The sequence below is a fragment of the Arsenicibacter rosenii genome, assembly GCF_001870735.1.
GTDB lineage: Bacteria > Bacteroidota > Bacteroidia > Cytophagales > Spirosomataceae > Arsenicibacter > Arsenicibacter rosenii.
The window spans coordinates 40,692-53,554 of the sequence record NZ_MORL01000011.1; the positions used below are offsets into that span (position 1 = coordinate 40,692).

A 12,863-nucleotide genomic window follows, 5' to 3' on the forward strand; every position below is an offset into this window, starting at 1 on the left:
ACTAACGGGTTAGGGCGTCATATTCCCGGGCTAACAGCACCAGCGTTTTTTCTTTATTCTCCTTAAACTTAATACGTTCGGCACGCAGAAGTTTCCGGAGTTCCTTCTTTTTGTCGCCATAGACGCTCAGTGCGCCGCCCAGCGTTTTAACCGGAAAATACCGCTGATCACGGCGAATCCAGTACTCATCTTTAGACAGATACTCGGCTTTGTAAACACCGGTCGAGATATCTTCCAGAACTACCTTCACCCGACGGGACAGCAACTGGGTCCGGCCGCTGTAAAGCAGGTCGTAAAAACCGGTTCGTACGCCGACCAGGCTATCGCCCGTCAGCCGGACGAACTGATGACCGTTGATGGTGAAGCGGTCAACTTTTTCGCTGTTCAGCCGCATCCGGTAACCACCGTCCAGGTGGCGGATAAAGAGTTCATCCCGCACAATGTCGTACCCCATCGGTATGTCATTATAGTCGACAGAATAGTAGGTGACCGAACCTTTTTGCAGGCTGTCTACCTGAAAATAAGGATGAACCTTGATCCGGAAGTCGTGCTGGATGTACTCGTTGCCGTTGTAAATGGCCGATTGCTGGTTCATGACCTTGTTGTACTGTGTGACAACGGCTGAACGCGCCTGTTCCCGGAAAACCGAATCGGCCGGAAGCGACTGAGCGATGCCCCGGTTAATGACAAAACACAGTAAGAGGAAGGGTATAAATTTTTGCATGCTGTTGTTTACCAACAAATGTGTGTTGACTTTCTGTCAGTTACGATTTTATCTGCCCATTCGTTGCATTATTTCAATAAAGACCGCACAATTTAAGCAAAGGTTGTAACCAAATAAACCTTTAGTGTGATAAATATTTTTGATACATGAAAATGTATAGATATTACAGACTGGACTCTCTAAACTTATTACCACATCCGAAACGGTGAACGCCTTTTACCGAAGTCTGTTTCTGAGGCAGTCGCTCCGGTAAAAGGCGTTTTCACAAGCCGGGAAATCCGGTTATTTCAGTTTACTGATTTCGCAGCCGGCCAGCAGGTAGCACCCCAGGCCATAGTCTTCAAAGTCAGGCTTGCTGGTGTAGGTTACCGGTTGCCCGTCTTTCGGCTCCTTACCCGTACCCTGCACAAAGCCCAGAAAACCGTTCGGATGCAGCGACTCTCTGGCCATTGCCTGCCAGGCTTTGGCAATCACCGGCTTATATGTTTTCGCATCGAGCAAGCCGTGGTTGATACCCCACGCCATGCCATAGATAAACAGGCTCGTGCCCGACAGCTCTTTCCCCCCGAAATTGGTCGGGTCGTGCAGACTGACGTTCCAGTAACCATCCTCACGCTGCAAGGCCGGCAGGGCCTGAATCATGTCCAGATACATTTTTTGGTATTCCGTACGGTGCGGTGCGTCTTCCGGCATAATGTCGAGCACCCGTACCAGCGCCGCCACTACCCAGCCGTTTCCGCGCGACCAGTAACAATCCTGTCCGTTGGGCTCTTTGTAAGGTGGTACAAAATCTTTATCGCGCCACCACAGTTTGTCTTCCGGATTATACAGCCCTTTGCCACCGTGGACGGTTTTCGAGTAAGTATATATCTGATACATTTTCTCGAAATAGGCGTTGTCCTTATACATCACCCCGAAACGGGCAAAGACCGGCATCGCCATCTGCAAGGCATCAATCCAGTTCCAGTCGTCGATTTTATCGCTGGCCACCATATTGTCGATGCTGGCCTTGATGTCGCGGATACGTTCCGGATGGTCATGACCGGCCGCTTTGTCGATCAGGTACAGGTCAATATACGTCTGACCGCAGCACTGGTCATCGGCGTTACGGGTTTTTACGCCGCTGCGGAGCCCCCACCTGTGTTTTTCGCCCCATTCAACGGCGTAGTCGTAGTATTTTTTCTGCTTGTCGAGCGCATAGAGCGCCATGAGCCCTTCGTAATACACCGCACGCGTCCAGATATTGCCCGGACGGGTTTTGTTAGTAACGATTTCTTTACCGGGATCAGGCCATGCCTGCATAAAATAAGCATTGGCCAGGGTCATTTGCCGGAGAATTTCTTTCTTACCAGGGAGTTTCTGAGCAGACGCCATCAGAGAAGAAGCGGTCAGGAAACAGGCAATCCAGAACCGATAGCGTGTGAAACGGTAGTGCATGAAATGGACAGGTTAATTGGTAAATCCTAATTTGATCCTAAAATAAGGCAATCGCCTTACCTGACCGTCCTGCACTGTAGGGTGGTTTACGGATGCTGGATACTGTAGATGCTGGTTAGTGGTGGCACGACTATGAGTCGTGCCACCACTTTTGGGGCTTCGTGCTCCTGTCTTTGTGGGTTCTTTATGCGTCAACGGGCATGCCGCGCAGCTTGATATTCTGCTGGCGGATACGCTGGCAAAGCACCCGGATCATGTTCCGCAATACTTCTTCGCGCTCTGTCATGAGGTCAAAGAAATCGTCCTGATCAATCCGGAACAGCGTAACCGGTGTATGGGCGAGGGCTGTTGCCGAACGTGGCTCGGTATCCAGCAAGGCCAGTTCACCGAAGAAATTACCACGCTCCAGCACGGCGAGTTCCTTAGGGCCGTCGTAGATACCTACCTGCCCGCTGTAGATAATGAACATGCAGGTACCCAGCTCCCCTTTCCGGACAATCTCTTCGCCTTCGCCGAGTGTCACCTCTTTCATGATGGGCACCACACTACTCAAAACATTATCCGGCGTGCCCGCAAACAAGGCATTATTCTTCAGGATAAACACGCGCTCGGTGGCCGAAACGGTGGATGCGGTTGCCAGGTCGTGGCTCATAGCTTTTGTTAATTCGGGGTACTGGGTAATTAATTCCTGATAAACGGCACTTTTCTGACGGGCCAGACGGGTCAGGGCATCCAGCGCCCCTTCCCGGATAACCGGATTACCATGGTGAAAATAAACGGGGGCGGTCAGTAAATATTCCTGATCGGCGGTTGGCAGGTTACGGAGCGCACAGGCAATGGTCCAGTCGGTAAAGAGCCTGTCGCCCTGATCCAGAATAAACAGCTGGATACTGCCATCCTGCTGATAGACACCCACCTGCTCATCAAATTGCCGGATTTTTTCGGACACCGGCAGGTCTTCCGCCAGAATCTGCAGGCAGTTATATACAGGCCGTGGCACAAGGTTTTCGAGCACTTCCAGTGAATTGGCCTGCCGCTCCGACGACTCATGGGCGAGATTGGCCCGTACATTTTCAATAATTTCCTTGTCGTACAGCTGCGAAAGCGTCAGCAACATCCGCTGGGTCAGCCGCTCCTGCTCATATAACAGACTACTGACCAGGGCTTCGTCCTTTACATCGGCAACCGCATTCAGCAACCGCTGCGCCAGTTGTACCTCCCCGTCGAGGGCGCGTTGAAAAACCACATTGTAGCGCTCAATGTGCGGGAAGTTTTTGAGCGCCTTCAGAACGGCTGTCCGAACCGCCACCAACGGACTGTCCATGAGCGTAATCAGCCATTGGTGCGATTCCGACGTCCGCATCCGTTCGGCTACCGAAATGATGCGGGTCAGAATGGCCGTATCGGTTTGCAGGCTGTAATACGTTTGCAGACCCGATAACACATCCCCATGCATCCCGGCAATGCTGCGGGCCGCAATACGGCCAACGTGTTTGTCGGCCAGCAGGTCAAGCTGCGCCGGTAACAGCCGTTTATCAGCCAGTTCGGCAGCGGTGTCGAGTGCTGCCATCAATAAGCTCTCACGGGCGGTCAGACAGCCTTCGACAAACGGTACATAATCCATCAGGCGCAGCGTCCGGATACAGGTCAGGGCAAACAGCCTGTTGGTTACGTCCGGATCGGCACACCATCCGTCGAGGCTCTTTCGCGCCGGTCCGAATGTCGGATTAGCCTGTAGAAAACCAAGAATAGCTCCTTGCCGTACGGCCGCATCGGCCGACTCCAGCAGCGCCAGATCCTGCGGACGTTGGCTGCGGCTACACAGGATGACAGCCGCTTCCCGGCGCACATCGGCGTCGGCATCCTGCTGGGTCAGCAGAAACAACTCATCGTCCGAAACCGCCAGCGTTTTATAGTCGGTCAATAAGCGGAGGCGGATCGACGCTGCCGGGTGCCGCATCAGAACCGATGCCTGTTTCGCCAGTACATCGGGCTTATTTACCCGCAGCCAGTCAATAGCGGTCAGCACTTCTTCGGGGCGTTCGCTCTGGAGGTGTTGCAATACAAGTTTCGTTGCATCATCCGTCAGCGGCAGCTCGTCGGCGGCAATAAACCGGCGCCCCAGTGCGTCGTGCAGCGTGGCCAGATATTGCCGGTATGTGCGCTGGATAAAGCCAATGGTTATCACACCGACAACGGCCATCCCCGTCAGCAGCATGGCATTCAGGTTTTCGTGGCCGTTGCGCAGCAGGAAAATCATACCACCGGCCAGACCCATGCCCAGCGGTTCGTAAAAGCCCTTGGCCAGCGTGTGGCCCTTGAGGCGCTGATGCGGGGGCAACGGCTGAAACAAAACCAGAAAGACCGGATCGAACAGCGACCGGCGCACCACCTCAAACACCAGATACAGCCCGCAGTAATACACCATCAGACTGGTTTCGTCGGGCGTTTGCCATTCAACAACCAGGTAGCCGGTAATCCAGAGCAGGGCAGCAACCGGCAGCAGACGCATCGTATTCAGAATGCCGAAACGGTCGAGGGCGCGGCGGGAAGCCAGCAGCTTAACAATCATGGCCAGTAAATACGTAATGGCCAGCACAATACCCAGCGACCGCATGACCAGCGCCTGATCATGGAACCGGTATTTTACATTGATAAAAAAGGCATATTCAATCCCCGTGGCAATAGACGCGATGCTCAGCACACTCAGGCACATGGCAAAAATCAGTTCACTGCCTCCGAAGAGCTGCGTCACCAGTTTACCCTGTGGCCGGCGAACCGGGCGGGCTGTGCCATGGGCCGCATGTACCTCGTGTGACTGAATGGTTTTCCAGACCGTAATGAGGGCCGATCCGAAAAACACGAAGGCAATCAGCAGCAGGTAGATCAGTTCGGTATGGTTGTGCACCAGTGCGGCCAGGATAGCGCCCATGGCCTTGGCAGGCATATCGCCGGAGCTGATCACACTGAAAAGACGTTTACCCTGCCGCACATCAAATACCAGGGCCGAAATGCCCCAGAATTCGAGGTTGGTAAGCAGGTAAATAGCGCGATAACCCACCATAATAGCCACCGCCATCGCCACCGAATGCCCGATGGCCACGAGGCCGACGATTAACGCCGTCAGGATAATTACCGACCACACCACCCTGAAAACGAGACTGGAGAGCGGGAGCCGGTGCTCAAAATAGGCGTATAGTTTCCCGACTCCCATCATGCCGAGGGCGGCCATCACATACGCAACGGGAAGACTCGTTTCGGGGTGATTTTCCAGCAAAATCACGTTGGCCGACACGTATACCAGAATGGTCCCTAATCCTAAAAAGAAGTGGTGCAGAAAAAACAGCCGTACTGTGCGTGCCTCTTCTGACCGTACACCCAGCGAGCGATTCAGGCGCTGGGCCGACGCGGTATTCATCATAACTACAAAGAAAACAGAATCGGGCAGGAATCTGAAACGCATCGGGCAGGAAAGCGCTCCAAACGGGGTATTTTCCTGGCTAAGCCGAATTTCCTGGTGGTTTTAGCGTATATTGCACTATCACCCCTACTCATTAACACGTTTCCGTATGGGTCTTCCTACGCATTTTCTGATTGCTTTTTTTACGATTCAACAACTCCGGAAAACCACCAAAGATAATCCTGACTTCCCGGAGGTAGATCTTTATCTACATATCGGCTGGTATGCGACCATCGGCCTGATTGCCGGAGGCTATATTTTTAACATTGAGCAAGCCGCGACCATTGGTATGATGCTGATCTCGTTTGCTGCGATGTATCAGATTCATACTACGGCGGCGTTTCAGCCATACCGGTATATCATCGGTATCGCGGGACCCTATCTGGGCGTTTCCCTACTGGCACAGCTCATCCGATTTATTGCGCCCGACTTTTATAAGTCGATTGATATGTTTGTTGAGGGATTTATCCTCATCACGTTTGTCTGGGGCTGGGCCAACTGGTCGTCTATGCGGAAACAGCAGAAGGCGCTGGAAGAAGAACGGAAAAAACGGGAAGCCGAACAGGAAAATAACCGCCTGATTTCGGCCCAGCGCGATGAACTGGAGTACCTGGTTTCGGAACGGACGGCCGAGCTGACCAAACAGAAGGAAGAACTGGAGCGCGCGCTCAATGAACTCAAAACAACCCAGGCGCAGCTGATTCAGCGCGAAAAAATGGCCTCACTCGGGGAACTGACCGCCGGTATTGCCCACGAAATTCAGAACCCGCTCAATTTTGTCAATAACTTTTCGGAGGTATCCGTTGAACTACTCGACGAACTGGAAGAAGAACGCCGGAAAGATACCTCATCGCGCGATGAAGGGCTGGAAGACGAGATTCTGTCGGACCTGCGGCAGAATCTGGAAAAGATCAGCCACCACGGCCACCGTGCCGATTCGATTGTCAGAGGCATGATGGAGCACTCCCGCACCTCAAACGGGGAAAAACGCCCGACCGACCTCAACGCGCTCACCGACGAATACATGAAACTGGCCTATCACGGGCTGCGGGCCAAAGACAAATCGTTTAATGCGCAGCTATTTACCAAATACGCAGAAAATATCGGCGAGATCTATCTGGCCCCGCAGGAAATCGGGCGGGTACTGATTAACCTGTTCAGTAATGCGTTCTATGCACTTCAGGAAAAACAGCGCAATGCCAATGGACCGGTGGTATTTCAGCCCTCGCTGAAAGTAAGCACCCAACTCGAAAACGGGAAAGTAGTATTGCGTATAAAAGACAACGGCACCGGCATCCCGCAGGAAATTATCAACAAGATCTACCAACCCTTTTTTACTACCAAGCCAACCGGACAGGGAACCGGGCTTGGTTTATCGCTGAGCTATGACATCATTACAAAAGGCCACGGGGGCGATATCAAAGTGGAAAGCGTCGAAGGCATGGGCACCACCTTTGAGATTAGTTTACCGAAAACGTGACATGAAGTCTTTTTTGTTTATCCTGCTGGGTTTTGTTTGTTGTTTAGGCGCGTTTTCCGGTAAGGCTCAGCCGGCGATCCCTACCGTAGACATACAGTCCGATTCGGTTAACCAGGCACTGGATACCACACAGTTTCAGATTTTAGAAGACCGTCAGGGCATGTTGCGGATTGAGCAGGTCGTCAACAATCCGGCGTTTCATCATGACAGTTACTTTAACCGGAACCGGCGGTCGCACGTCTACTGGATCCGGCTGCAACTCCGGAATACGCTCGATCACCCGCTGAGCCTGTACCTCTGCCACTTCAGCGGCAGCTATTTTGACCTGTACTGGCAAAACCGCCCGGGCCGCTGGCAACATCAGCGAACGGGGCCGCTGGTGCCGATCAGCCAGATTCCTCCTCACGAGGGGAACCGCGAAAACAACCGCATTCTGGTCACAATGGCGGCCGGACAAACCTATGTCTTCTACCAGCGCCTCGAAAATCCATTCTGGCAACCGCCGCTGGTTTATCTGTCGCCGCAGATCCAGTCCCTGTTCAACCGCAAGGATACGTTGTTTGCATATTACCGTGCCGAACGCGGCTGGGTAGATATTTTCGTGGACGGGATCATGCTGGGTATTCTGATGCTGGCCATTGCCTATAATGTTTTCCTGTTTTTGTCGATCCGCGACAGAACTTACCTGTATTTTGGCATTGCCCTGTTTTTTTTCACATTAGACCGGAATACCTACCGCATTCAGGCATTCCTGTTTGAGGAATACCCGTATTCGTTCCGGCTCGCAGCCAACTTTTTCTTTATCGCCTTTTTCCTGTTCTTTCTGCAATCGTTACGCAGGTTTACCGGCTCACTACTGAACAGGACGCGTAATAACCGGCTCATAACCTACCTGCTGGCCTTCACGGCATTCGTTAACCTTATTTTCTTTTTCTCGTTCGGCATGCCGGGTGTACCGGCCGACGAGATTCTGCTGCTGGAGGAGATTCTGGTACGGGTTATTCTGCTGCTCTGGGCGCTGACGGTCTGGAAACACCGGCATCAACGAGCCGTTGACGCACGGCTGGCCCTGATTGCGACCACGCCTCTGCTGACCTTGTGGGTATATACACTTATCACCCGGATTCTGGGACAGTATGCCAATATCACCATTCCGCAGTCCCTGAGAATAATGATTGATTATCTGGAAAGCTTTTGCTTCGCCTGGCTGATTATTCTGTTTTCGGGGGCGCTGATCAACCGGTATAATCAGGCACGGCAGCTGGTTGCCAGACAGGCGCTCGAACGGGAGCAGCTGGAAAAGGAGCGCGAAATGGAGCGCAACCGCATCATTGCCAGCCAGAACGAACGGCTGGAACAGCAGGTAAAAGAACGGACCGCTCAGCTGGAAGCTTCCCTGACCGAACTAAAGGCAACCCAGGCGCAGCTGATTCAGGCCGAAAAAATGGCCTCGCTCGGAGAACTGACCGCCGGTATTGCCCACGAAATTCAGAACCCGCTCAATTTCGTCAATAACTTTGCCGAGGTAAGCGTCGAGCTGATTGACGACCTGAAACTCGATCTGCAGGACGGCCATTATGATGGAGTATTGTCGGTTTCCGATGATCTGGCGCAGATCCTTGCCAAAATTCAGCAGCACGGGCAACGGGCGGCGGCCATCGTCAGCGGCATGCTCGACCACAGCCGGACACAGCCAGGGGCGAAAACGGAAGTCAATATCAATGAGCTGGTCAGCGAAAGTTTAAAACAAGCCTATCACGACATTCGCACCAAAGACAGCCACTTCCGGGCCCGTCTGGTGACCAATACCGACCGGTCGCTTCCGCGTCTGACGCTGGTGGCGCAGGATATCAGCCGGACGCTGGTCAACCTGTTTACCAATGCCTTTTATGCTATGCATGAAAAAGCCGCCACTGTCGGGCCGATGGCCGGCTATGAGCCACAGATCAGGATCAGCACCGAAGCCGTTGATCAGTGGTTGTTTATCCGTATCCGCGACAACGGAACCGGTATTGACAGCAAGATTATCGGTAAGGTATTTCAGCCGTTTTTTACGACCAAACCAACCGGCCATGGTACCGGCATGGGCCTTTCGCTGAGCTACGACATCATTACCAAAGGCCACGGCGGACAGCTTTCGGTAATCAGTGAGCCCGGAAATTTTACAGAATTTACCATTCAGCTCCCGCTTGACGACGGGAAACGATAAAATCGTATATTTATTTCTTTACCGAACCGATCCTGTAAACCTTGATTTAATTAACATTATGGCGACCATGCCACCACATGATGAAGCGGCACTGAAGGCCCAGCATGACCAGTTGGAAGAGCTGATTGCCCGTCAGGCCGATCAGCTTCAACAGCAACAGATTGATATTGAGCTGTTGCAGGAAAAACTGACCGGTCTGCAGGAGCAATTGTTGCTCCGCGAAAAAATGGCCTCGCTCGGGGAGCTGACCGCCGGCATCGCCCATGAGATTCAGAATCCGCTCAACTTTGTCAATAACTTCGGAGAGGTTTCGGCCGAGCTGGTCGGCGAGCTCCGCGAATTTGCGGTGCCTAACCTGCCGGAAGGAGATCAGGAAGAAGCCAATGCCATTCTGGATGATCTGGCGACTAATCTTGAAAAGATTGTCTACCACGGCAAACGGGCCGATTCGATTGTCAAGAGCATGTTGCAGCATTCGCGGACAAACGTGACGCAGAAAGAGCCCACCGACCTGAATGAACTGGCCGACGAATACCTGCGCCTGGCCTACCACGGGCTACGGGCAAAAGACAAAACCTTTAATGCGCAGCTGGTGACCGATTTCGACGCGGCCGTCGGCAAGGTGACCGTCTTCGGGCAGGATATCGGCCGGGTACTGCTGAACCTCTATACCAACGCCTTTTATGCCACGCAGCAAAAACAGAAGCAAACGGCAAATCCCGAACAATACCGGCCGACGGTATGGGTGCACACCAAACGCCTTGGCCCGAATGACATCGAAATCTGTATCCGCGATAATGGCACCGGTATCCCGAATGAGGTGATTGACAAGATTTTTCAGCCGTTTTTTACGACCAAACCAACCGGACAGGGCACGGGCTTAGGCTTGTCGCTCAGTTATGAAATTATCAGTAAAGGCCACGGAGGTTCCCTTTTGGTTGAAACCGAAGACAACAGCTTTACGCAGTTTATTATCCGGTTGCCCGTTTAAATATGTAACTTGCCATTCTTTAGTACGCCCCTGACTCCTATGAAAATTCTGGTCGTTGACGACGAAACCGATGTAAAAGCTCTATTCGAACAACGATTCCGGCGCGAGATCCGCAACGGCGATATTTCGTTTGCCTTTGCCCACTCGGGAGAGGCTGCGCTGGAGGTTTTACAGGACCATGTTTCTGAATTTGTCCTGATTTTATCCGATATTAACATGCCCGGCATGAGCGGACTCGAACTTCTCCGGCGTATTCGGTCAACCTACCCCGTTGCCCCGCCGAAAGTGATGATGCTGACCGCTTACGGGGATGACGAAAACTATAACCAGGCCATGCAATACGGAGCCAACGATTTCCTGACGAAGCCGCTGGACTTCTCCCTATTGAAAGAAAAACTTAAACAAACGCTATGAAGGCCAAAATCCTCGTCGTAGACGATGAAACCGACCTCGAACTCCTGATCAAGCAGAAATTCAGACGGCAGATTCGCGAACAGAAATACGAATTTGTTTTTGCCCACAACGGCGTTGAAGCCTTGCAGGAACTGCAGCGGCATCCTGATATCGACATTGTCCTGAGCGACATCAACATGCCCGAAATGGACGGGCTGACGCTGTTGGTTAAATTAAACGAAGTAAGCCCGCTGGTTAAAGCCATTATTGTGTCGGCTTACGGCGATATGGACAACATCCGTATCGCCATGAACCGAGGGGCCTTTGACTTTATCTGTAAGCCGGTCAATTTCAGCGATCTGGAGGTGACGATGCAGAAAACGATTGACCATGTGCACCAGCTCCACGAAACCCTGAAAGCGGTCAAGGAGAACAATATCCTGCGGATGTACGTCGATGAATCGGTACTGAAGTTTATGAACCGGTCGGAGTTTGAAAGCACGCTGCTGGCCAATGAAACCGTTGAAGGCACCATTGTCTTTATGGACATCTGCGGCTTTACAGCCATCACCGAACGGCAGCCTGCGGATACGGTGGTTCACCTGATCAACAAGTACTTCGACGTTATGGTGAAAGAGATTATTGCGCAGGGTGGTTACGTCGACAAGTTTATGGGTGATGCCGTCATGGCAGTCTTCCGTGGCGACTATCACCTCGACCGCGCCATTGAAACCGCCCTGGCCGTACGCCACAGCATCGGCGATATGGAACCGACGGTCAACAACGGTGAAACGTTCTCGCCGCAGGTATCGATTGGTATCAACACGGGCGAAATGATTTCGGGAAACATTGGCTCTGAAACCCTGCGCCGCCTCGACTTTACGGTTATCGGCGATGTGGTCAACACCGCCCAACGGCTGCAATCAGTCGCCAAAGCAGGCCAGATCATCATCAGCAAAAAAGCTTACGACGAGGTAAAAGAATCGTTCAACTGCCGCGAGGTTGGCGAGGTCAGTCTGAAGAACAAGGCGAATACTGTGCTCGTTTACGAGGTACTGGAATAAACCACAAAGGCAGAAAGAATCGAAGGAGCACAAAGAATAATAAAAACTTCGTGCCGCTTCCCGCCTTTCTGCCTTCGTGGTTACAGTTGCTTCTTCAGAAAGGCGACAATTGCCTCAACCGTCGGCTCAAACCACGGATGAAACAGGCAGAAGGTATGCGGGGCGTCCGGAAACGATTTGACTTCTGAGTAAATACCCAGTGCATCCAGTTTCCGGCGCATATCATCGCGGCCCGCATGCATCCGGTCGACCGAACTATTGATAAACAGAACAGGGGGCGTTTGGCTGTCAACGTGATTCAGCGCCCCGGCTTCGTGCCACAACTCCGGACGGGTTTCCTTGTTGACCCCAAACCAATAGGTCGCCGCCGAGACCGAGCGGCTGTCGTCGCCTTCGCCGGATTCGGGGTGAATGAACGCCAGCGTTCCGTCAATATCGACAATCGCCTGTACGGCGCTTGACACCGACGGATTCGGGCCGTTGCCTTCGAATGCCGGGTCACCATTGGTCGTCCCGACCAGCGTAGCCAGTTGCCCGCCTGCCGAAAAGCCCAGTACCGCAATCCGCTTCGGGTCAATCTGTTCGCCCTTGGCGTTGGCCCGCATCCAGCGGATAGCCGCCTTGAGATCATAAACTGCCGCCGGATACAGCGCCTCCGTCGATAACCGGTATTCGACCGTTACGGCCACATAGCCATGTGCGGCCAGTTGCTGCGCCAGCGGAATGTGCTGCGACCGGTCGCCGGAACGCCAGCCCCCCCCGTGAATGACCAATACGGCCGGGTAGCCGCCTTTTTTCGGTTTCGCCGGCGCAAAGACATCCAGCTGCATCGCACGGTCGCCGTACTGCGCATAAGTCAGGTTCCGTTTTTCCCGTACATCCGGCAACGTAAACGGGGTTACCAGCCTGATATCAGGATGTTTCTTCTGCGCATTTTTCAGGGCGCTGTAATTTGTAAAGGATGTATCCCGGACACCCGTCAGGCCATTTACCGGCTTTTGGGCCACGGCCAGCTCTATACCCGACAGGACGGCGAGTATACTGAGGCAGGTTTTTACTAAGGTCATGGGTCAATTTTTCATAAAACGCAAAAGTCCCCAAAATG

General features: G+C 52.9%; 9 protein-coding genes. 5 read left to right on the forward strand and 4 right to left on the reverse strand.

Features of this window, described 5'->3' with window-relative positions:
- Position 1: 1 nt before the first annotated feature.
- The 3 genes from BLX24_RS18855 to BLX24_RS18865 all read right to left on the reverse strand — a co-directional run bounded on the left by BLX24_RS18855 (position 2) and on the right by BLX24_RS18865 (position 5,624).
- Positions 2-724 carry a hypothetical protein gene (locus BLX24_RS18855; RefSeq protein ID WP_071504748.1) on the reverse strand — a complete coding sequence of 241 codons (723 nt, stop codon included), beginning with the start codon at positions 722-724 and terminating at the stop codon, positions 2-4.
- 282 nt (positions 725-1,006) lie between these two features.
- Positions 1,007-2,098 carry a glycoside hydrolase family 88/105 protein gene (locus BLX24_RS18860; protein WP_071504841.1) on the reverse strand — a complete coding sequence of 364 codons (1,092 nt, stop codon included), beginning with the start codon at positions 2,096-2,098 and terminating at the stop codon, positions 1,007-1,009.
- A gap of 247 nt (positions 2,099-2,345) precedes the next feature.
- Positions 2,346-5,624 carry a cyclic nucleotide-binding domain-containing protein gene (locus tag BLX24_RS18865; RefSeq protein ID WP_083422062.1) on the reverse strand — a complete coding sequence of 1,093 codons (3,279 nt, stop codon included), beginning with the start codon at positions 5,622-5,624 and terminating at the stop codon, positions 2,346-2,348.
- Between the two features lie 106 nt (positions 5,625-5,730).
- On the opposite strand from BLX24_RS18865, the gene BLX24_RS18870 reads away from it, so the two are divergent.
- The 5 genes from BLX24_RS18870 (at position 5,731) to BLX24_RS18890 (ending at position 11,758) form a co-directional block, all read left to right on the forward strand.
- Complete coding sequence (locus BLX24_RS18870; protein WP_071504749.1) at positions 5,731-7,101, forward strand: sensor histidine kinase; 1,371 nt, start codon at positions 5,731-5,733, stop codon at positions 7,099-7,101.
- Between the two features lies 1 nt (position 7,102).
- Entirely contained in the window at positions 7,103-9,310 is a 2,208-nt protein-coding gene (locus BLX24_RS18875; protein WP_071504750.1) for a sensor histidine kinase, read from the forward strand.
- Positions 9,311-9,377: 67 nt separating this feature from the next.
- Entirely contained in the window at positions 9,378-10,301 is a 924-nt protein-coding gene (locus BLX24_RS18880) for a sensor histidine kinase (RefSeq protein WP_229201847.1), read from the forward strand.
- Between the two features lie 39 nt (positions 10,302-10,340).
- The gene (locus BLX24_RS18885) at positions 10,341-10,715 is read left to right on the forward strand and encodes a response regulator (RefSeq protein WP_071504752.1); all 375 of its coding nucleotides are present in this window, start codon (positions 10,341-10,343) and stop codon (positions 10,713-10,715) included.
- A complete protein-coding gene (locus BLX24_RS18890) occupies positions 10,712-11,758 on the forward strand; it encodes an adenylate/guanylate cyclase domain-containing protein (protein ID WP_071504753.1) in 1,047 nt (348 codons plus the stop codon). Before BLX24_RS18885 ends, BLX24_RS18890 begins: the two co-directional genes overlap by 4 nt.
- An 80-nt stretch (positions 11,759-11,838) precedes the next feature.
- On the opposite strand, the gene BLX24_RS18895 is transcribed toward BLX24_RS18890, so the two are convergent.
- Positions 11,839-12,825, reverse strand: a complete 987-nt coding sequence (locus BLX24_RS18895) for an alpha/beta hydrolase (RefSeq protein ID WP_071504754.1) — start codon at positions 12,823-12,825, stop codon at positions 11,839-11,841.
- Positions 12,826-12,863 lie beyond the last annotated feature (38 nt).

Excerpts from the sequence above, each read along its gene's own strand:
- BLX24_RS18870 (WP_071504749.1), top strand. The coding sequence starts at position 5,731 with ATGGGTCTTCCTACGCATTTTCTGATTGCTTTTTTTACGATTCAACAA.
- BLX24_RS18875 (WP_071504750.1), top strand. The coding sequence starts at position 7,103 with ATGAAGTCTTTTTTGTTTATCCTGCTGGGTTTTGTTTGTTGTTTAGGC.
- BLX24_RS18880 (WP_229201847.1), top strand. The coding sequence starts at position 9,378 with ATGCCACCACATGATGAAGCGGCACTGAAGGCCCAGCATGACCAGTTG.
- BLX24_RS18885 (WP_071504752.1), top strand. The coding sequence starts at position 10,341 with ATGAAAATTCTGGTCGTTGACGACGAAACCGATGTAAAAGCTCTATTC.
- BLX24_RS18865 (WP_083422062.1), bottom strand. The coding sequence starts at position 5,624 with ATGCGTTTCAGATTCCTGCCCGATTCTGTTTTCTTTGTAGTTATGATG.
- BLX24_RS18855 (WP_071504748.1), bottom strand. The coding sequence starts at position 724 with ATGCAAAAATTTATACCCTTCCTCTTACTGTGTTTTGTCATTAACCGG.
- BLX24_RS18895 (WP_071504754.1), bottom strand. The coding sequence starts at position 12,825 with ATGACCTTAGTAAAAACCTGCCTCAGTATACTCGCCGTCCTGTCGGGT.
- BLX24_RS18890 (WP_071504753.1), top strand. The coding sequence starts at position 10,712 with ATGAAGGCCAAAATCCTCGTCGTAGACGATGAAACCGACCTCGAACTC.
- BLX24_RS18860 (WP_071504841.1), bottom strand. The coding sequence starts at position 2,098 with ATGGCGTCTGCTCAGAAACTCCCTGGTAAGAAAGAAATTCTCCGGCAA.